The sequence below is a fragment of the Corynebacterium sp. TAE3-ERU12 genome, from assembly GCF_019209905.1.
Lineage (GTDB): Bacteria > Actinomycetota > Actinomycetes > Mycobacteriales > Mycobacteriaceae > Corynebacterium.
Map to the genome: position 1 here is coordinate 173,693 of NZ_JAHUTM010000004.1, position 19,695 is coordinate 193,387.

At 62.2% G+C, this 19,695-nt stretch carries 15 protein-coding genes; 11 read left to right on the forward strand and 4 right to left on the reverse strand.

Annotated features, from left to right (window positions below; genetic code table 11):
* The first annotated feature begins 75 nt into the window (after positions 1-75).
* From KRX51_RS10050 to KRX51_RS10070, 5 genes are all read left to right on the forward strand, one after another.
* The gene (locus KRX51_RS10050) at positions 76-690 is read left to right on the forward strand and encodes a heme-copper oxidase subunit III (protein WP_218363008.1); all 615 of its coding nucleotides are present in this window, start codon (positions 76-78) and stop codon (positions 688-690) included.
* A gap of 66 nt (positions 691-756) precedes the next feature.
* Entirely contained in the window at positions 757-1,650 is an 894-nt protein-coding gene (locus tag KRX51_RS10055) for a c-type cytochrome (protein ID WP_218363009.1), read from the forward strand.
* A complete protein-coding gene (locus tag KRX51_RS10060) occupies positions 1,647-2,864 on the forward strand; it encodes a ubiquinol-cytochrome c reductase iron-sulfur subunit (protein WP_370625098.1) in 1,218 nt (405 codons plus the stop codon). The genes KRX51_RS10055 and KRX51_RS10060 overlap by 4 nt, the downstream gene beginning before the upstream one ends.
* A complete protein-coding gene (locus KRX51_RS10065; protein WP_218363010.1) occupies positions 2,861-4,525 on the forward strand; it encodes a cytochrome bc complex cytochrome b subunit in 1,665 nt (554 codons plus the stop codon). The genes KRX51_RS10060 and KRX51_RS10065 overlap by 4 nt, the downstream gene beginning before the upstream one ends.
* Before the next feature lie 214 nt (positions 4,526-4,739).
* A complete protein-coding gene (locus tag KRX51_RS10070; RefSeq protein WP_255549624.1) occupies positions 4,740-6,455 on the forward strand; it encodes an ABC-F family ATP-binding cassette domain-containing protein in 1,716 nt (571 codons plus the stop codon).
* An 83-nt stretch (positions 6,456-6,538) separates the two neighbouring features.
* On the opposite strand, the gene KRX51_RS10075 is transcribed toward KRX51_RS10070, so the two are convergent.
* Complete coding sequence (locus KRX51_RS10075) at positions 6,539-6,985, reverse strand: cytochrome c oxidase subunit 4 (protein ID WP_218363011.1); 447 nt, start codon at positions 6,983-6,985, stop codon at positions 6,539-6,541.
* 28 nt (positions 6,986-7,013) lie between these two features.
* Positions 7,014-8,171, reverse strand: coding sequence for a cytochrome c oxidase subunit II (locus KRX51_RS10080; RefSeq protein WP_218363012.1), 1,158 nt, complete (start codon positions 8,169-8,171; stop codon positions 7,014-7,016).
* 358 nt (positions 8,172-8,529) lie between these two features.
* Between KRX51_RS10080 and asnB the strand changes: the two genes are divergently transcribed.
* A complete protein-coding gene (asnB, locus tag KRX51_RS10085) occupies positions 8,530-10,455 on the forward strand; it encodes an asparagine synthase (glutamine-hydrolyzing) (RefSeq protein WP_218363013.1) in 1,926 nt (641 codons plus the stop codon).
* A 705-nt stretch (positions 10,456-11,160) separates the two neighbouring features.
* Here the strand turns inward: asnB and KRX51_RS10090 are convergent.
* Positions 11,161-11,502, reverse strand: coding sequence for an iron-sulfur cluster assembly accessory protein (locus KRX51_RS10090; RefSeq protein ID WP_218363014.1), 342 nt, complete (start codon positions 11,500-11,502; stop codon positions 11,161-11,163).
* Positions 11,503-11,710: 208 nt separating this feature from the next.
* Between KRX51_RS10090 and KRX51_RS10095 the strand changes: the two genes are divergently transcribed.
* The 3 genes from KRX51_RS10095 (at position 11,711) to KRX51_RS10105 (ending at position 14,199) form a co-directional block, all read left to right on the forward strand.
* The gene (locus tag KRX51_RS10095; protein WP_218363015.1) at positions 11,711-12,517 is read left to right on the forward strand and encodes a DUF3043 domain-containing protein; all 807 of its coding nucleotides are present in this window, start codon (positions 11,711-11,713) and stop codon (positions 12,515-12,517) included.
* Between the two features lie 54 nt (positions 12,518-12,571).
* Entirely contained in the window at positions 12,572-13,600 is a 1,029-nt protein-coding gene (locus KRX51_RS10100; protein ID WP_218363016.1) for a nicotinate-nucleotide--dimethylbenzimidazole phosphoribosyltransferase, read from the forward strand.
* Positions 13,601-13,947: 347 nt separating this feature from the next.
* Positions 13,948-14,199, forward strand: coding sequence for a hypothetical protein (locus tag KRX51_RS10105; RefSeq protein ID WP_218363017.1), 252 nt, complete (start codon positions 13,948-13,950; stop codon positions 14,197-14,199).
* 59 nt (positions 14,200-14,258) lie between these two features.
* On the opposite strand, the gene KRX51_RS10110 is transcribed toward KRX51_RS10105, so the two are convergent.
* Positions 14,259-15,377, reverse strand: a complete 1,119-nt coding sequence (locus KRX51_RS10110; protein WP_218363018.1) for a branched-chain amino acid aminotransferase — start codon at positions 15,375-15,377, stop codon at positions 14,259-14,261.
* A gap of 124 nt (positions 15,378-15,501) precedes the next feature.
* Here KRX51_RS10110 and KRX51_RS10115 point away from each other — a divergent pair, with 124 nt between their 5' ends.
* Together KRX51_RS10115 and sucB are read left to right on the forward strand one after the other, a co-directional pair.
* Entirely contained in the window at positions 15,502-17,016 is a 1,515-nt protein-coding gene (locus tag KRX51_RS10115; protein WP_218363019.1) for a leucyl aminopeptidase, read from the forward strand.
* Between the two features lie 174 nt (positions 17,017-17,190).
* A complete protein-coding gene (sucB, locus tag KRX51_RS10120) occupies positions 17,191-19,446 on the forward strand; it encodes a 2-oxoglutarate dehydrogenase, E2 component, dihydrolipoamide succinyltransferase (protein ID WP_218363020.1) in 2,256 nt (751 codons plus the stop codon).
* The last annotated feature ends 249 nt before the right edge of the window (positions 19,447-19,695 follow it).

Genomic DNA, 19,695 nt, shown 5'->3' on the forward strand with positions numbered 1-19,695 from the left:
GCGGCTTTAAAAATTCTGCTCCTAAATCGGGGGCGTTAATGTGACTATTCCTTAAGAACACGCCATACTGTCAGTGTGACGAGCGCAGTTAGCAACCAAGGTATGGCAGCACCGAATCGTGCCACGACGCTGAACCGACCCAATATGGTCAGCGTCGGCACGATCGTGTTCCTGTCTCAGGAATTAATGTTCTTCGCCGGCCTGTTCGCGATGTACTTCGTGTCTCGCGCAAACGGGCAGGGACAATCGTGGGATTGGGGTACCGAGCACCTAAATGTGCCGTATGCCCTCGTCATCACGGTGATCCTGGTGTCGTCGTCGTTCACGGCCCAGTGGGGCGTGTTCGCCGCCGAACGTGGCGACGTGTTTGGACTTCGTAAGTGGTACGCCCTCACCATCGCACTAGGCACGATCTTCCTCGTGGGCCAGGCCTTCGAGTACATCACCCTGGTCGGTCACGGGTTGACCATTCAGAACTCCATCTACGGATCGGTCTTCTTCATCACCACCGGCTTCCACGCAGCCCACGTTCTCGCGGGTGTGCTGGCCTTCGTGGTTGTTTTGATCCGAACCGCACGAGCCAAGTTCACCCCGGCCCAGGCCACCGCTTCGATTGTTGTGTCCTACTACTGGCACTTCGTTGACGTTGTGTGGATCGGTCTGTTCATCACCATCTACTTCATCCAGTAAGCCGTTTCGGCCGCCACCCGATGCGCTGCCTGCAGCCATCCACTTTCCACGACATCCCAAAGGAAAATGATGGAAACCCATAACCCCGCACAGGAGGGCCGACGGTCCTCCGCGGCGGCGCGCACCAAGCGCTCCCGCCGTAAGATGCGCCGGGCCGCCTCCGGCCTGTTGGCGCTCGCCCTCGCCCTCACCGGCGCGGGCATCCTGGCCGACGCCGTAACCCCGGACGCACAAACCGCCCAGGCCCAGCCCGAAGAATCCGCTCTTATCCAGCAGGGTAAGGAGCTCTATGACGTTGCCTGTGTCACCTGCCACGGTGCCAACCTGCAGGGCGTCAAGGGCCGCGGTAAGTCCCTGATTGGTGTCGGTGAAGGCGCTGTGTACTTCCAGGTGCACTCCGGCCGTATGCCGATGCTGTCGAATAGCGCCCAGGCGCCCCGTAAGACCCCGCGGTACAACGAAGAGCAGATTCTCGCGCTCTCCGCTTACGTGCAGTCCCACGGCGGCGGCGCTGGCCTCGTCCGCGATAAAGATGGCTCCATCGCCATGGAGTCGCTGCGCGGTAAGAATGCTGGCCCCAACGGCGAGATTGACCCCGCCGACGTCGCCCGTGGTGGCGAGCTGTTCCGCCTGAACTGCGCCTCCTGCCACAACTTCACCGGTCGTGGCGGCGCGCTCTCCAGTGGTAAGTACGCACCTGTCCTCGACCCTGCCAATGAGCAGGAGATCTACCAGGCCATGCTTACCGGCCCGCAGAACATGCCCAAGTTCTCCGACCGTCAGCTCACCGCTGATGAGAAGAAGGACATCATCGCCTACATCAAGTCCGCCAAGGAGACCCCGCCGCAGGGCGGTTACGGTCTCGGCGGTATCGGCCCCGTTACCGAGGGCATGTTGATGTGGTTGGTCGGTATCGTCGCGCTTGTTGCCGCGGCCCTGTGGATTGGATCCCGTCAGTGAGCAATAACGAAAACACCCGCAAATACAGCTCCGCCGAGCTCGACGCGATGAGCAATGAAGAGCTCGCGCGCCTCGGCGCTGAGCTTGACGACGTCACCATCGCCTTCCGCAAGGAACGCTTCCCCATCGAGAATGACCCCGCTGAAAAGCGCGCGGCTCTCGACGTAGGCATCTGGCTGGCGCTCTGCGTCATCCTCGGCCTGGCGTTCATCGGCGTCTACCTCTTCTGGCCGGACCAGTACCGTGGCCTCGGCGAGGAAGGCCTGTGGTGGTACACCCTCAACACCCCGATGCTGGGCATCACCCTTGGTGGCAGCATCATCTGCATGGGTGTTGCTGCGGTGAAGTTCACCAAGAAGTTCATCCCCGAGGAAATCTCCGTTCAGCGCCGCCACGACGGCCCGTCGGAGGAAGTTGACCAGCGCACCATCGTTGCTCTGCTCAACGACTCGTGGCAGACCTCCACCCTGGGTCGCCGCACCGCCATTAAGGGCCTGGCTGGCGCCGGTGCCGCAATGGTCGGTATCGGCATGGTGCTTCCGATTGTCGGTGGCCTCATCAAGAACCCCTGGAAGCCTGCTCACGAACTCGACGTGACCGGCGACGGCACCTTGTGGACCACGGGCTGGACCCTGGTTGAGAAGGGCGAAAAGATTTACCTGGGCCGTGACACCGGCGCTATTGCCGAGGAGTCCCACCACGGTTACTCCACTCAGGGCATTTCCCGCCTGGTGCGGCTGCGCCCGGAGGACCTGTCCGCTGGTGCCATGGAGACTGTCTTCCCGCTGCCGGCTGACGACGTCAACGACGGCACGGACTACGACCCGCAGGCTGATGTCTACGAGGCGCATATGCACTCCATCCACGGTTCCCGTAACCCGGTGATGCTGATTCGTCTGCGTTCCGAGGACGCCGCCCGGGCCACCCTGCGCGTCGGCCAGGAAGATTTCCACTACGGCGATTTCTTCGCCTACTCGAAGATTTGCACGCACATCGGCTGCCCCACCTCGCTCTACGAGGCGCAGACCAACCGCATCTTGTGCCCGTGCCACCAGTCGCAGTTTGATGCGCTGCATTACGGCAAGCCGGTATTCGGTCCGGCGGCCCGGGCCCTGCCCGAACTGCCCATCGATGTCGACGACGATGGTTACCTCTTCGCCAAGGGCAACTTCATCGAGCCCGTCGGCCCGGCCTTCTGGGAGCGTAAGTCATGAGCCAAAACCACCTAGCTAAAGCTGGCCGCAATATCGACGACCGCTACACGCTGTCGTCCGGTATGCGGACGCAGATCAACAAGGTCTTCCCGACCCACTGGTCCTTCATGCTGGGCGAGATCGCCCTGTACAGCTTCATTATTCTGCTGCTGTCGGGCGTCTACTTGACCCTGTTCTTCGACCCCTCGATGTCGAAGGTCATCTACGACGGCGCCTACGCACCGCTTAACGGTGTGGAGATGTCCCGCGCCTACGAGACCGCACTGAACCTCTCCTTCGAGGTGCGCGGTGGTCTGTTCATCCGCCAGGTCCACCACTGGGCTGCGCTGATGTTCGCCATCTCCATCCTGGCGCACATGTTCCGCATCTTCTTCACCGGTGCGTTCCGCAAGCCGCGTGAAGCTAACTGGGTTATTGGCTGCATCCTGCTGCTGCTCTCCATTGCTGAGGGCTTCATGGGTTACTCGCTTCCCGACGACCTGCTCTCCGGCGTCGGCCTGCGAATCATGTCGGCCATCATCATTGGCCTGCCGATTATCGGCACCTGGATGCACTGGATGATGTTCAACGGTGACTTCCCGGGCGACATCATCATCGACCGCCTCTACATCGCTCACGTGCTGCTCATTCCGGCTCTGCTGCTCGGCCTGATTGGTGCCCACCTGGCACTGGTTTGGTACCAGAAGCACACCCAGTTCCCCGGACCGGGCCGTACCGAGAACAATGTTGTCGGCGTGCGTATTCTCCCGGTGTTCGCCGTGAAGGCCAGCGCCTTCGGCCTCATCACCACCGGCTTCCTGTTCCTGCTGGGCGGCATCTTCCAGATCAACGCCATCTGGAACCTGGGCCCGTACAACCCCTCGCAGGTCTCCGCTGGTTCGCAGCCGGATATCTACATGCTCTGGACCGACGGCGCGGCTCGTGTCATGCCGGCCTGGGAGCTGTACTTCGGCAACTACACCATCCCGGCAGTGTTCTGGGTTGCGGTGCTGTGTGGCCTTCTGGTTGCACTGCTCGTCGCCTACCCGTGGATCGAGCAGAAGCTCACCGGCGACGATGCTCACCACAACCTGCTGCAGCGTCCCCGCGACGTGCCGGTTCGTTCCGCTATCGGTGCAGCCGCGCTCTCCTTCTACGCGCTGCTGACCCTGTCCGGTGGTAACGACCTCATCGCGTACCACTTCGAGATTTCCCTGAACGCGATGACCTGGGTTGGCCGTATCGGTCTTATCGTGCTGCCGCCGGTGGCCTACTTCGTCACCTACCGAATCTGCATTGGCTTGCAGCGTTCGGACCGCGCGGTGCTGGAGCACGGCATCGAGACCGGTGTCATCAACCAGCTGCCGTCTGGTGAGTTCATTGAGGTCCACCAGCCCATCGGCCCGGTCGACGAGCACGGCCACGCTGTGCCGCTCGACTACCAGGGTGCCTACGTGCCCAAGCAGATGAACGAGCTTGGTGCCGCCGGCCACCCGGGTCGCGGTAGCTTCTTCTCCCCGGATTCCCAGGAGATTGCTGACCAGGCCGCCAAGATTGAGCACGAGAATCACGCTCAGGAGCAGCAGATGCTCCGTGAACTCGAGGCGACCAACGAAAGCCGCCGCAAGGAATTCGGCGAGCAGGTCGACAACGTCGGCTCTCGCAAGATTTCCCGCGACTAAGTTCTGACGCGCTCCCAAGTGCCCCTCCCGATTCGTTCGGGAGGGGCATTTTTGGTCTCTCCACCCAGTTATCTGAATTGCCTGGCAGCGGCGTAGAATTACCCCTATCAGCGGGGTGCACATCCGGCACTCCCCTCCCCCATCGCGGGCCCAACCTAGCCCCGTCACTGACTCCGCGGCTCGCGAGCATCAGCCCACCGAGGAGACACCCATCATGGCCGACCCGACAACTTCGTCCGCCACCGGTGCGGCCACCCAGCTCACCGCGAATGACATCTGCTTCGACTACGTCGGCACGCCGGTGCTCCAACAAGTCAACCTCATGCTCGGTGCCGGCAGTGTGCTGGGCCTGGTGGGTGATAACGGGGCGGGCAAATCGACGCTGCTGTGGATTCTTTCCGGCCGCCGCAAGCCCACCTCCGGCAGCGTGCACCATATCGGCGTGCGCGCCCTTGGCTCCCAGGAACTGGAAGCACCGTTTAATTCCACCGGCCGGATGCTCGTCGAGGAGGCCCTAGGCCCGGCGAGGCGGCGCCTGCAGGCCCTGGAGGACTTCGCCGCGGATATGGCTAGCGATGACCCCCAGACCGCCGCCCGCGCCGAGGCAGCGTATTCCGCGCAGCTTTCCGACGTCATGGCCCACGATGACTGGAATGCCGAGCACAATGCTGAGGTCATCCTGGATCACCTTGGCCTCAATACTGAAGGCCCGGAGTCGGCAACCCTAGACCAAGTAACGGTCAGCCTCTCCGGTGGCCAGCGGGCCCGCCTCGGGCTGGCGCTGACACTTATCCGCAAGCCTGAGATCCTGCTGCTCGACGAGCCCACGAACCATCTCGATGAGCGTGGTCGACAGCTGGTCATTGACACCATCACAAACCACCCCGGCATTGTTGTACTGGCTACCCATGACCGGGATTTCCTCGACGCCACCTGTACCCATATTGGTGACCTCATCCCGGGCAGGCCCGGTATTGGCCTGTTCCGCGGCAATTGGAGCGAGTACGACAAGCACCGCCGCCACGAACGGCAGCTCTGGGAGCACCAGTGGCGTACCGAACAACGCGAACGTAGCGACCTTCAGCGCACCATTGAGAAGACCCAGCAGGCAACCGAAGAAGAGGTGGTGCGCACAGATAATGACAAGATCTCGTTCAACCATGCCGGTTCCCGCGCGGACCGGACCGCCGCGCGCCGCATCCGGGCTGCCCGTGGTCGCCTCGAGGTTCTGGATGAAAATGGCGTCCCCAAACCCCCTGCCCTGCTGGGTTTTGACGCCCCATTGACCAAGGCACCGTCCACCAAACGCGCCCCAGCCGGCAGCGATGACGATTTTCACCTCAAGCTGCGTGGTGTTGTCGTACCGGAACGGTTGCGGGTGGGGTCATTGACTATCCGCCCGGGCGACACGGTGGTGATTACTGGTCCCAATGGTGCCGGTAAGTCCACTTTGCTCGACGTGCTGGCCGGTGAGCTTCCCCCGGCCGCCGGGGAGGCCCGTATTGGCCAGGAGGCGCGCGTAGCGATGCTGAGGCAGGAGCAGCGCTGGCCGGATGCCACGAAGACTGCTAATGAGCTTTACGACGCTTTGTCGGTCACGAAGGTGAGCTTGGACGATCTTGGGCTGCTCTCGCCGAGCGACGCGGAGCGCCCGGTGGGTGACCTCTCCGTCGGCCAGCAGCGGCGGGTTGCGTTGGCTTTAGTGGTTGCTGATCCGCCTGAGGTTCTCATCCTCGATGAGCCGACCAACCATCTCAGTGTGGACCTCATTGAGGAGGTTCAGGACGCCATTGCCGCTACTGCGGGCACTGTCATCGTCGTCACGCATGACCGGCGCATGGTGCAGCGACTGGAGGCCCGGCATTTGGTAGTCACCGACGGCGATGTTGCGGAATTGCCGCCGGGGCGCCGCCCAGTGGAGTTCGCCTAAGCGCCCCAGCCACGAACCCATACGAAAACCCCACCACCGAGAATGTCGGTGGCGGGGTTTTTCGCTGCGGGGTCGGTGAAGGCTTAGTGCTTCTCCGGCGGGACCAGGTACTGGGTATTCAGCCGGGTGCCGGCGAAGACCAGAATGGCGGCTCCGAGCAGGATGAGCCAGTAGGCCATGAAGGCGATGCCGTAGCCCATCAGCAGGATGCCCATGGTCATCACGAACGGCCAGATGGAGCTGGCGGAGAAGAAGCCGAGGGTACCGGTACCGTCGACGATCTCTGCTTCCTCGAAATCGGCCGGGGTGATATCGGAGCGCAGCTCGGTGAAGTGCAGGTACCCGCCGACCATCAGGGTCATCAGGGTGCCCAGCAGCAGACCGGTGACACCGGCCCACTCGAGGCGACCGTGGTTTTCGTTAATAACGTTGCCGGTGTCCTGCAGGAATGCGGTGGACAGTGCGTAGACAACGGTCGCGGTGAACATAAACACCGTGAGGCCGTAAAACAGCTTGGCAGTTGACTTCATTAGTCAGGCCTTTCCTCTACTCCTCGCCCTAGTTCTGGGCGTTGAGGTCGACAGTGTTCTGCTGGTCGCGGGAGTCCGTACGGCCCGGGTTGAACGGGCTGGTGGACACTGCGTAACCCGGCTCACCGATGTGCTCCAGAGCCTCGGCGTTGGTGGCGTCGGGGTTGTTGCGACGGAAATCGAGGTACTCGGCGAAGTCCTCACGGGACACCGCACGAATCTCGAAGTTCATCATGGCGTGGTAGGTGCCGCACATCTCAGCACAGCGACCGACGAAGGCGCTCTTCACTCGGGCGGAGGGGTTCTCCACGCGACGGTTCTCCACCATTTCGGAGGAGATGGCCTCAATCTGGAAGCGGCGCTGCGACTTGTTCGCATCGGGGTGCGGGAACGCATCGCGCTTGAAGAGGAACTCCGGGACCCAGAAGGAGTGGGCGACGTCGGCCGAAGCCAGGTCGAACTCAATCGGGGTGTCCATCGGCAGCACCAGCACCGGGACCTCGTCGGTGGTACCGAGGGTCTCGATTTCGTTGAAGTGCAGGTAGGACACATCAGCCTTGGACCGACCGTGAATCGGGTAGTCCTTCTGCTGACGGGTCTCACCGGCGGGGACGTGACCGTGCTCACCGGTGAAGAAGACCTCGGGGTCCTCAGAAGGCACGCGGCCCTCATAAGCAGAACCGCCGGCCAGGTCCGGGGAGACCTCGGCGTAACCGAACTTCCAGTTCCACTGGAAAGCGGTGACGTCGACGACGACCTCCGGGTCCTTGTCCATAGCAGTGACCTTGTCCTGCGTCTGAACGGTGAAGAAGAAGATCGTCATGACGATAAGAATCGGCACGCACGTCAGCACAAGCTCCAGCGGGACGTTATATGCCGTCTGACGCGGGAATTCGCCCGCGCCCTTCTTCTTAGCCTTCTTCGCGGTGAAGCTAAACATCGAGAAGAGGGTGATGCCCCACACGACGGCGCCAATAGACCAGGCGGCAACCCAGATCCAAACCCAGAAATTGCCCATGGCCTGGGCCTCAGGGGTCACACCCTGAGGCCAGCCGAAGCGCAATAACCTGAAAAAGGCGTTGTCCGGCGGGTTCACTTCGCAACCCGTGAGCAGGGCTGACCCGGCTCCGAGGACGCCGAGGACGCCGAGTTTGCGGGCGGCCCCGTAGTTCCTAAAGCGATTCACGTGTGTCTGCCTTCCTGATCCACGCTGTCAACAGCGACCGCTACCTACATATGACATGCCAGTAGCGATTCAATCTCCACACTGCAGAGTAGTCCATTCCTGTGAATTCTCCACAATGGACTGCCCACATTGGATGCCCCCGAGTATAACCCAGCTGATAAAAACTTAAGAACATTGCCCACAATTGCGGGCGAGTCTTACGTTTTTACCCGGGTTTTTCTGTGATTCCACCAGCAGGATCAGACCCACTTCCCGGCGCGCGGGCAGCCTCGCCCCTACTACCCCCACCCACTTAGCTAGGGTTTAACCCGTTATCGGCTGATCGCCATCTCCCCATCCAGGAAAGGAACCACGGATTATGTGTGGCCTCCTCGGTTTTCTCGCCAACAACGGCGACGCATCGGACGTCCAACCCGCTATCGCCCGGGCGCTGCCGTGCATGCGCCACCGCGGTCCCGACGCCGACGGCACCTGGCACGATGACGACGTCGTTTTCGGCTTCAACCGCCTGTCCATCATCGACCTGGAACACTCCCACCAGCCGCTGACCTGGGGCCCGGCCGACGAACCGGACCGCTACGCCATGACCTTCAATGGCGAAATCTACAACTACATTGAGCTCCGCAAAGAGCTGACCAAGGCCGGCTACACCTTCCACACCGAAGGCGACGGCGAGCCCATCGTGGTCGGCTTCCACCACTGGGGTGTCGACGTCCTCAAGCACCTGCGCGGCATGTTCGGCATCGCCATCTGGGACACCAAGAAGCGCGAAATGTTCATCGCCCGCGACCGCTTCGGCATCAAACCGTTGTTCTATGCCTCCACCGACCGCGGCACCGCCTTCGCCTCGGAGAAGAAATCCATCCTGGAGATGGCCCCCGAACTCGGCGTCGACGATAAAGACCTCGACCGCCGCGCCCTCGTTCACTACGTCGACCTGCAGTACGTTCCCGAGCCAGAAACCCTGCACACCGACATCCGCCGTCTCGAGTCCGGCTGCTACGCCACCTTCGCTCCGGGCTCCGACGTCGTCCAGCAACGCTGGTTCGACCCCCGCTTCCCCATCGCTGAGGTCCCCAAAGGCGGCGAACAAGCCGTTTTCGATGAAATCGCCGAGGTGCTCGAGGACAGCGTCGGCAAGCATATGCGTGCCGACGTCACGGTCGGCTCGTTCCTCTCCGGCGGCATCGACTCCACCGCTATCGCCACCCTCGCCAAACGGTTCAACCCGAACCTGATGACCTTCACCACCGGCTTCGAACGCGAAGGCTTCTCCGAAGTCGACGTCGCCGCCGAAACCGCCGCAGCAATCGGCGTGGAACACCACATCAAGGTCGTCTCGCCGGAAGAATTCGCCGCCGCCGTACCGAAAATCATCTGGTACCTCGACGACCCCGTCGCCGACCCCGCGCTCGTACCGCTGTACTTCGTCGCCGCCGAAGCCCGTAAACACGTCAAAGTGGTGCTGTCCGGCGAAGGCGCCGATGAACTCTTCGGCGGCTACACCATCTATAAGGAACCACTGTCGCTCAAACCCTTCGAGCACATCCCCGGCCCCCTCAAGAAGGGCCTGCACGCTGTGGGGCAAGCGCTTCCCGACGGCATGCGCGGCAAATCGCTGCTGCTCCGCGGCTCCACCGACCTCGAAGACCGCTACTACGGCAACGCCCGCTCCTTTAACTACGAGCAGCTACAAACCGTGTTGCCCTGGGCCCCGCGCGAATGGGACCACCGAGACGTCACCCACCCCATCTACGCCCGGTCGAAAGACATGGACCCGGTGACCCGCATGCAGCACCTCGACCTATTCACCTGGCTACGCGGTGACATCCTGGTCAAGGCCGACAAAATCACCATGGCGAATTCGCTGGAGCTGCGCGTGCCCTTCCTCGACCGCGAAGTCTTCGAAGTCGCGGAGAAGCTGCCGGTCGACATGCGCGTCAGCCACAACACCACCAAGTACGCGCTGCGCCAGGCAATGAAACAAATCGTGCCCGCCCACGTCCTCAACCGCCGCAAACTCGGTTTCCCCGTGCCCATTCGGCACTGGCTGGCCGGCGATGAACTGCGCGGTTGGGCCGAGGACATCATCCGCGAATCGCAGACCGACGAGCTCATCGACAAGGCCGCGGTACAGCGCATGCTCGACGAGCACCACCCGACCCGCAACGACAACTCTCGTCGCCTCTGGACGGTGCTGGCATTCATGATTTGGCACGGCATCTTCATCGAAGGCCGGATTTCTCCGGAAATCGAGGAGCACCACTACCCCGTGCAGCTGTAGGGGCCCGGCGCGGGGCCACCCGACTGCCTGGCTCCCGCACCATTCCACCGCGCCTCACCCCACCCCACCGGCAGATCCGTACCAATTGCGCAGATCCGTGCGAATTTCCGTACGGATCTGCCACTTTCGTACGGATCTGCGTAGCAGCCCCCCCCACAGCACCGCAGCCCCCGCGTGCTTGCCGACGTTGGCGCCGCGCCCTCGCCGCCCTCTTGCTGCCCGGCCTCTTCTCGGCCCAGCTTCCCGCCCCACCGGCAGATCCGTACCAATTGCACAGAACCGTGCGAATTTCCGTACGGATCTGCCACTTTCGTACGGATCTACGTAGCAGCGCCCCCGCAGCACCGCAGCCCCCGCGTGCTTGCCGACGTTGGCGCCGCACCCTCGCCGCCCTCCTGCTGCCAGACCTCTTCTCGGCCCAGCTTCCCGCCCCACAGGCAGATCCGTACCAATTGCGCAGATCCGTGCGAATTTCCGTACGGATCTGCCACTTTCGTACGGATCTACGAAGCAGCGCCCCCGCCCCCACACACCACGCAAAATTCGCACGGATCTGCACCCCACACGTCAAAAGCCGCCGACCACATAATCGTGGCCGGCGGCTTTCTCGCCGTGCAGAACACAGCGCAGCACACAGCGCTACACCCCAGCGCTACACCCCAGCGCTACACACGCCGGTATCGCGCTGCGTACGGCTTGGGCGACTTAGTTGAAGGAGTCGCCGCAGGCGCAGGAACCGGTGGCATTGGGGTTGTCGATGGTGAAGCCCTGCTGCTCGATGGTGTCCGCGAAGTCAATGGTGGCGCCGGTGAGGTACGGGGCGGACTGGCGGTCGACTACGAGGCGTACGCCGTTGAATTCCTCGGAAATGTCGCCGTCGAGGTCGCGGTCGTCGAAGTAGAGCTGGTAGCGCAGGCCGGCGCAGCCGCCGGGGGCGACGGAGATGCGCAGCGAGAGGTTGTTGGCGCCTTCTTGGTCCAGCAGTGCCTTGGCTTTGGCAGCTGCGGCGTCGGTGAGGTTGACGCCGGTGGTCTGAGCGGTGGTCATCCGTGTTCTCCTTCTCGGATTAGTTTCGCCGCGGTGAACAACGCGGTCAGTGCGACGTGTTGTCCGGGCGGGCGGGCCCGGGGCCTAGCCGCGGTGGGTCCACGTGGGATAAGGCTACACGGCAAGGTACCGGCTAGCTGTTGGTGGCAACGTCGCCACGCCCTGAGGTATTCCCCAGGCTTTGTCGGTATCCCTTAGGCTAAGACTCGTGAAATTGCCCTGGAAGAACTCGAAGTCCGATTCCCACCCCGCTGACTCCGCTGAGGGAGGTGGCACCAGCAACAGTGATAGCACCAGCACCAACACCACCAGCAGCTCCGGCTCCGCTGGTGGCAGCGTGGCTGCGAGCGAGCTCCACGCCGACGATGGCCACGCCGGCGATGGCCACGCCGGCGACCAGGAGCATTTGCCGAAGGGCTATACCCCGAAGAAGGGGCATGCCACTCCGAAGCGCAATGAGGTTGAGCGTGCGAAGGGTATTCGCCGCGGCCCGGTGCGCCCTCCGATGACGTCGAAGGAGGCTCGTCAGCGGCGCAAGGAGGAGAAGGCGTCGATGTCGAAGGAGGAGTACAAGGCGAAGAAGGCCCGTGAGCGTGCGGAGCGTCGGGAGGCTCGTCGGGTGGCTGATGAGCGCATGGCGTCGGGCGATCCGCGGTATTTGTTGCCGCGGGATCAGGGCCCGGAGCGCAAGTTGGTGCGTGATTGGGTGGATACCCGTCGTTTCTTGGCGAATTTCTTTATGCCGTTTGCGTTGGTGTTGCTGTTGGTGATGTTGGTTGGCCAGGCGTATCCGACGGTGGCGGCGTATTTCTCGTTGTTCTCGATGGTGTTTATTTTGGTGCTCATTGGTGAGGGCGTGGTGATTGGTCGCCGCGCGAATCGTCTTGTGCGTGAGCAGTTCCCGTCGACGACGGATACGGGTTTCCGGATGGGCTTTTATGCCTATTCGCGTGCTTCTCAGCCGCGTCGGTTGCGTACTCCGCGTCCGCAGAAGGAGATTGGCGACAAGCTTTAGCCTCCGGGGGCTGCGACCGCTCTTGGCTGGGCGGTCTCAGTTACCCTGTGTGCCATGACGCAGGAGTTTTTTAGCCCCGTTTCGGCGCCGGATGCCGAGGCCGCTGAGCGCGCTCGCGCCCTTATTCGCCGTCTTCCGATTCCTCCGGGTTCTCTTGGCCGGGTGGGGGATCTTGGTGTGTGGTTGGCTGCGTGTCAGGATGCGGTTCCGCCGCGGGCGTTGGTGGATGCGCGTGTGGTGTTGTTTGCCGGGGAGACTTCTGAGGCTGCCGATGTTGGGGCGCATTCGCCGTTTTCGGGTGTGTCTGAGCCGCTTTCGGCTGGTGCGGTTTTTGATGACACGGTTGCTGGTACTTCTGCGTTGTGCGCGGTAGCGAATGCCCAGGGCGCACGGGTTTTTGCTGCTGATATCAGTTTGGATCGGGAGTCTGAGTCGCCGTTTCGGGTGTGTCGGGGTGGTTCTGCTCCGCAGCTTTCCGACGGTCTGAGCGACGCGGAGGTGTCTCGCGCGCTTGAGGCCGGTATGGCGTTGGCCAATGATGCTGCCGATAGTGATGTTCAGGTGCTGATTGCTGCTGATACTGGTGTGGGCGCTGAGGTGTCTGCGGCGGCGCTGATTGGTTCGGTGACGAATGCGGAGCCGGTGGCGCTGGTGGGGTCCGATATGGATCTTGGTGTTGCGCGGTGGAAGGCCAATGTGGCTGCGGTGCGCGATGTGATGTTTCGGATTCGTGGTGTGCGTGGTGAACCGGTGGAGATGCTGCGTCGGGCGGCGACGGCGGAGGTTGCGGCGATGGCCGGGTTCCTTGCGCAGGCGGCGGTGCGTCGTACTCCGGTGATTTTGGATGGCGTGGTGGTGACCTCGGCTGCGTTGGTTGCTGAGCAGTTGGCCCCGGGGGCGCGGGCTTGGTGGGTTGCTGGGCATGAGGCGGCTCATCCGGCGCATGGTCGTGCGTTGCGTCATCTGGGTTGTGAGCCGTTGTTGTCGTATGGAATTTCTGTTGGTGGCGGGATTGGTGCGACTGCTGCTTTGCCGGTTTTGCAGTCTGCGGTGGCGTTGCTGCGGGATTCGCAGCGCAGCTAGCCTAAGCCATCTACCCCCGCTCATTTCGGGATTCATAGGCCCTCAGCTGGGCTTTTAGACCCCTAAAAGCACTATTCGCACCACTCCACTACCCCCGGAATCAACATTGCTCCGAAAGTCCTTGACCGGCCATTAGAGAACGGCATACGCTATGGGCATACCGCCGGGAGGCGGCAAGTGAAGTTCCCCTCCGGGACTCGCCCACTTTGAGGAACGCGTCGACCGTTTGCCGGGGCGCCACGTACGAGTCAACCGGGTCGACTTCACAGATGCGCTCTGTAGCTGAAGCTATGGGGCGCATCGCTGTGTTCGGGGCTGTGCTGTTCGGCGCGGTAACCTAGCCGGCTATGACCCGCGAACGCACCCTCCGTATTGTTTCTTTGCTGCTGACGATTTGTGCGCTGGCCTGCTTATGCGCCGCCTGGAATAGCAGTTATCACCTCGCCACGTTCGCCCATAACCCGTCTCCGCTGAGCAACGAGTACATCGTGAGTCAGGTGGAACGGGCGCTAGCGTTTCTCACTATCGCAATGGTGTGTGTGGCGGTGAATATTGTCACCGTCGTTGTGGCTTGGGTGCGGGCTTTCCGACGTCGGTAGCGCGTACGCCAGCGGCCACCTCCCCTGTGTCTGGGGCGGTGGCCGCTTGTGTGGTCGGGTTATGTGGCCGGAACCAGAGTGTGTACCCAGCCGTGGGTGTCGGCGACGGTGCCGTGTTGGATGCCGGTTAGCCGTTCGCGCAGCTTCATGGTCCATTCCCCGGTGGTTGCGCCGTTGATCTGGAAGGAGCCGTCGCGGTAGTGGACGGTGCCGACTGGTGTGATCACTGCGGCGGTGCCGCAGGCGAAGGCTTCGGACATTTCACCGGAGACCGCGTCGTTTTCCCAGTCGGCGGTGGATACCCGGGACTGTTCGACGTGCATACCCATATCTTCGGCGACGGTGAGTAGCGAGTCGCGGGTGATGCCGGGCAGCAGGGAGCCAGACAGTGCTGGGGTGACCAGCTTGAGGTTGCTGGCGTCATCGCCGGTGCCGTAGATGAAGGCGAGGTTCATGCCGCCCATTTCTTCGATATAGGTGCGCTCGATGGCGTCAAGCCACACCACTTGGTCGCAGCCGTGCTTTTCGGCTTCGGCCTGGGCGGCTAGTGAGGCGGCGTAGTTGCCGGCGAATTTTGCGGCGCCGGTGCCGCCTGGGCAGGCGCGGACGTATTCGTGTGAGAGCCAGACGGTTACTGGGTTGATGCCGCCGGAGAAGTAGGAGCCGGCCGGGGAGGCGATCAGGAGGAAGGTGTAGCTATTTGATGGGTGCACGCCGAGGGTCTGTTCGGTGGCGAACATCAGGGGGCGCAGGTAGAGCGATTCTTCGCTGCCTGCTGCGGGCACCCACTCCTGGTCGATATCGACGAGTTGGCGCACGGCTTCGAGGAATAGGTCTTCGGGCAAGAACGGCATTGCGATGCGTTCTGCCGAGCGTTGGAAGCGTTTGGCGTTTTGGTCCGGGCGGAAGGAGACGATGGAGCCGTCGTCATGCCGGTAGGCTTTCATGCCCTCGAAGATGGATTGTCCGTAGTGCAGCACGGAGGTCGATGGGTCCATCGGGATCGGCCCATAGGCTTCGACGCGGGCGTTGTGCCAGCCCTGCTGCGCGTCCCAGTCGATCAGGACCATGTGGTCGGTGAAGTGCTGGCCAAAGCCGGGATTAGCCAGGATGGCGTTTCGCTCGGCGGCGTCGCGTGGTGACGGATTGGGCTTGATCTCGAAATTCAGGGCTGCCATGACCGATAAGTGTAACTCTCCTGCGCTTCGTCGCAGGCAGAGGTCGGCATTGACGTCGTCGGTACGGTGTGTGTGGAGACCATGCGATAGCCGGTGGGGTTGCCCACTGGCGGGAGGTGAATAGATGTCCGAGTCGAGTTATGCGCACGCCCCGAATGCCGCGGTGCTGGGTGAGTTTTTGCCGGTAGTGGGTCGTCGCGTCCGTTTGGCTGGTGCCGACGCCCAGGGCGGGCTGCCTGCCGATACTGACACGCTCATTGTGGCTGTATTGCAGGGCGATGATGGTGTGGAGTTAGTCAGCGACGCTGCGTTCGCCGATCACGCCCAGGATGTCCTGGCGGGGTTGTCTGCGGTGGAGGCTGGCACCAAGTTGGAGGCCACGACCACCATCCCGGCGCCTGAGGGGTTGGCTGCGGAGAAGGTTTTGGCTGTGGGCCTGGGCTCGGAGGATCCCAGCGCTGATGATGTGCGTCGCGCTTCTGGTGCGGCTCTGCGTGCCGTCGGCAAGGCGAAGCACGTGGTGTCCACTCTGGGGGTTTTCGATTCGTTGGCTGCGCTGGAGGGTGCGGGCCTTGGTGGGTACAACTACCCGGGTGTAAAGAGCGATGCCGACGAGGTCGCCGACCTTACTGTGACTGTGCTTGGCGCCTCTGATGATGAGGTTGCCCGGGCGTCGGCTGTGGTTGATGCGGTGTGCACTGCTCGTGACTTCACCAATACTCATTCCGGTGCCTTATTCCCGGGGTCTTTCGCTGCTGCGGCGGAGGCGCTGGGCAAGGATGCAGGTCTTGAGGTTGAGGTGCTTGACGACGCTGCCCTGGCCGAACAGGGCTATGGCGGCATTATGGCCGTCGGTGGTGGTTCTGCGCGGCCGCCGCGTTTGGTGCGTATGACGCATAAGGGCGGCGGGCGCACCTTTGGCCTGGTGGGTAAGGGCATTACGTTCGATACCGGCGGTATCTCGTTGAAGCCGGGTGCGTCGATGAACACCATGATTTTGGATATGGGCGGTGCCGCTGCGGTTATCGCCACCGTGGTGTTGGCTGCGCGACTGGACCTGCCGGTGACGGTGATTGCCACGGTGCCGATGGCGGAGAATATGCCTGATGGCAAGTCGTACCGCCCGGGCGACATCATTACTCAGTACGGCGGTAAGACCGTCGAGGTGCTCAATACTGACGCCGAGGGTCGTCTGATCCTTGCTGATGGTTTGGTGCGTGCCTGCGAGGATAATCCGAATTACCTCATTGACACTGCCACTTTGACTGGTGCGCAGATGATTGCTTTGGGCAGCCGCGCCCCGGGCGTGCTGGGCCACGATGAGTTCCGGGACCGGGTGGCGGAACTGTCCCAGGAGTTGGGCGAGGGCGGTTGGGCTATGCCCATCCCGGAAGATCATGTTGAGGGCGTGAAGTCGCAGTGGGCGGATCTGCAGAATATTGGCCCCAACCGGGAGGGCGGTATGAGTGTGGCCGCCGCGTTCTTGGAGAATTTCGTGTCCGGTGAGACGCAGTGGGTGCATATCGACGTTGCCGCCCCGGCGTTTAATACTCATGCGGCGTGGGGCTACACGCCTAAGCGTGCGACCGGTGTGCCGGTGCGCACCATGCTCGCGGCAATTGAGGACATCGCCGAGTAGCTGGAGGTTTAACCGCAGGCGCCCTTGTGGGCCGATCTTTTTGGTCGGCCCTGGGGCGCCTGCTGGCCGCTTCGGCGCACATTACTTCGACCAGCCTCGGCGCTATCGACGTCGACCCGGTATCCTTTCCCATAACCACTGATTTATTCGAGAGCTGCCTAGGAGTACACACACATGGCGACCTCTGTCGAGATGCCTGAATTAGGCGAATCCGTCACTGAAGGCACGATTACTACCTGGCTGAAGCAGGTCGGCGATACCGTTGAGGTCGACGAGCCCTTGCTGGAGGTCTCCACTGACAAGGTCGACACCGAGGTTCCCTCCCCCGTGGCCGGCACCTTGGTGAAGATCCTTGCCGAGGAGGATGACACCGTCGAGGTTGGCGAGGTCATCTGTGAGGTCGGCGACGAGGACGAAGCCGACGCCGATGATTCCGATGATTCCGACAACAGCGATGAGGCCGAGGACGCTTCGGACGATGCTGCTGAGTCGGATGAGGACGAGGATAAGTCCGACAAGAAGGACGAGAAGAAGTCCTCTGGCTCGGCTAAGGGCGGCAAGGCTACCGACGTTGAGATGCCGGAGCTTGGCGAGTCCGTTTCCGAAGGCACCATCACCACCTGGCTGGTGTCGGTAGGCGACACCGTTGAGGTTGATGACCCGCTGCTCGAGGTCTCTACCGACAAGGTCGACACCGAGGTTCCCTCCCCCGTGGCCGGTACCGTGGTGGAGATTCTCGCCGAAGAAGACGACACCGTCGACGTCGGCGAAGTCATCTGCCGCGTTGGTGACGAAGACGCTGCTTCCTCCGACGATTCGGATGATTCCGATGATTCGGACGAGTCCGATGAGTCTGCGGATAAGCAAGAAGAGTCCACGTCCGACGAGAAGGACGAGAAGAAGGACGAGAAGAAGTCCTCTGGCTCGGCTAAGGGCGGCAAGGCTACCGACGTTGAGATGCCGGAGCTTGGCGAGTCCGTTTCCGAAGGCACCATCACCACCTGGGTTGTCTCCGTTGGTGACACCGTTGAGGTTGATGACCCGTTGCTCGAGGTCTCTACCGACAAGGTCGACACCGAGGTGCCCTCCCCCGTGGCCGGTACTGTCGTCGAGATTCTTGCCGAAGAAGACGACACCGTCGACGTCGGCGAAGTCATCTGCCGCATCGGCGATGAAGACGCCGCTTCCTCCGATGATTCCGATGATTCCGATGATTCCGACGATTCGGACGAGTCCGCCGATGAGGCCGACGACAAGGAAGAGGACAAGCCGCAGGGTGAGTCCGGTGATACTTCCGGCTCTGACGACGATGATGCCGACGCCGAAGAGGTGAAGGAAGAGTCCGAGGAGAAGAAGGCTAAGGAAGCCAAGAAGCCCAATAGCAAGAACGCTAAGGGCGATAAGCCGGACGAGACGGGCATCCAGAAGGAGCACAAGTCCACCGGCAAGGCTGATTCCAAGGCCGATAAGGGCGGCGCTAAGGGCGAGAAGAAGGACGCTCCTTACGTCACCCCGCTGGTACGCAAGCTCGCCGATAAGCATGGCGTGGACCTCTCCACCATTGAGGGCTCCGGCATCGGCGGCCGTATCCGCAAGCAGGACGTGCTCAAGGCCGCTGAGGGCGGCTCCGACTCCGGCGCTGACTCCGACGAGAAGAAGGATGCCAAGTCCCGCTGGTCGACTGCTGGTGTGCGCCCCGAGCTGGCTGAACTGCGCGGCACCACCCAGAAGGTCAACCGGATTCGTGAGATCACGGCGAAGAAGACCCACCAGTCGCTGCTGGAGTCCGCACAGCTCACCCAGGTCCACGAGGCCGATATGACCGAGATCTGGGACCTGCGCAAGGAGTACAAGCAGGCCTTCCAGGACAAGCATGGTGTGAAGCTGACCTTCTTGCCGTTCTTCGCCAAGGCAGCTGTTGAGGCTCTGGTCTCGCACCCGAACGTCAACGCCTCCTGGAATGACAAGACCAAGGAGATCACCTACTACGAGCAGGTCAACCTCGGCATTGCCGTGGATACTGAACGTGGTTTGCTCTCCCCGGTCATCCACAACGCCCAGGACATGACCCTGCCGCAGCTGGCCCAGGCTATTGCTGACCTGGCTGAGCGTGCCCGGAATAACAAGCTGAAGCCCTCGGATCTGTCCAATGGCACCTTCACCATCACCAATATTGGTTCTGAAGGCGCCCTGACTGACACTCCGATTCTGGTGCCGCCGCAGGCAGCCATGATGGGTACCGGCGCCATCCGCAAGCGCCCGGTTGTTATCACCGACCACGATGATGACTACGTCGGCGTGCGCGCCATGGCCCTGCTGCCGCTGACCTACGACCACCGCCTGGTCGACGGCGCAGACGCCGGCCGCTTCATGACCACCATCGTGGACCGCCTGCAGAAGGCGGACTTCATGGAGGACCTGGAGCTTTAAAAAAGCACCACCGTCGGCCCGGACATTGACCTCGTCAGTGTCCGGGCCGACACTCATTTCAGCACCTGTCTTGAGAGTAGAAACCATGACCACTACCGGTTCCATCCGCGCACACCAGGCACCGATTGCTATCAGTGACCTCGGCACAGTCGACTATGAGCAGACCTGGCACCGCCAAGCCGAGGCAGCCACCCGCGTGGCAGCCGGAGACATCCCGGACCAACTGTGGCTCCAAGATCGGGAGAGCGT

Coding starts and splice junctions, on each gene's coding strand:
- KRX51_RS10055 (WP_218363009.1), top strand. CDS start 757: ATGATGGAAACCCATAACCCCGCACAGGAGGGCCGACGGTCCTCCGCG.
- KRX51_RS10065 (WP_218363010.1), top strand. CDS start 2,861: ATGAGCCAAAACCACCTAGCTAAAGCTGGCCGCAATATCGACGACCGC.
- KRX51_RS10070 (WP_255549624.1), top strand. CDS start 4,740: ATGGCCGACCCGACAACTTCGTCCGCCACCGGTGCGGCCACCCAGCTC.
- KRX51_RS10075 (WP_218363011.1), bottom strand. CDS start 6,985: ATGAAGTCAACTGCCAAGCTGTTTTACGGCCTCACGGTGTTTATGTTC.
- asnB (WP_218363013.1), top strand. CDS start 8,530: ATGTGTGGCCTCCTCGGTTTTCTCGCCAACAACGGCGACGCATCGGAC.
- KRX51_RS10090 (WP_218363014.1), bottom strand. CDS start 11,502: ATGACCACCGCTCAGACCACCGGCGTCAACCTCACCGACGCCGCAGCT.
- KRX51_RS10100 (WP_218363016.1), top strand. CDS start 12,572: ATGACGCAGGAGTTTTTTAGCCCCGTTTCGGCGCCGGATGCCGAGGCC.
- KRX51_RS10105 (WP_218363017.1), top strand. CDS start 13,948: ATGACCCGCGAACGCACCCTCCGTATTGTTTCTTTGCTGCTGACGATT.
- KRX51_RS10110 (WP_218363018.1), bottom strand. CDS start 15,377: ATGGCAGCCCTGAATTTCGAGATCAAGCCCAATCCGTCACCACGCGAC.
- KRX51_RS10115 (WP_218363019.1), top strand. CDS start 15,502: ATGTCCGAGTCGAGTTATGCGCACGCCCCGAATGCCGCGGTGCTGGGT.
- sucB (WP_218363020.1), top strand. CDS start 17,191: ATGGCGACCTCTGTCGAGATGCCTGAATTAGGCGAATCCGTCACTGAA.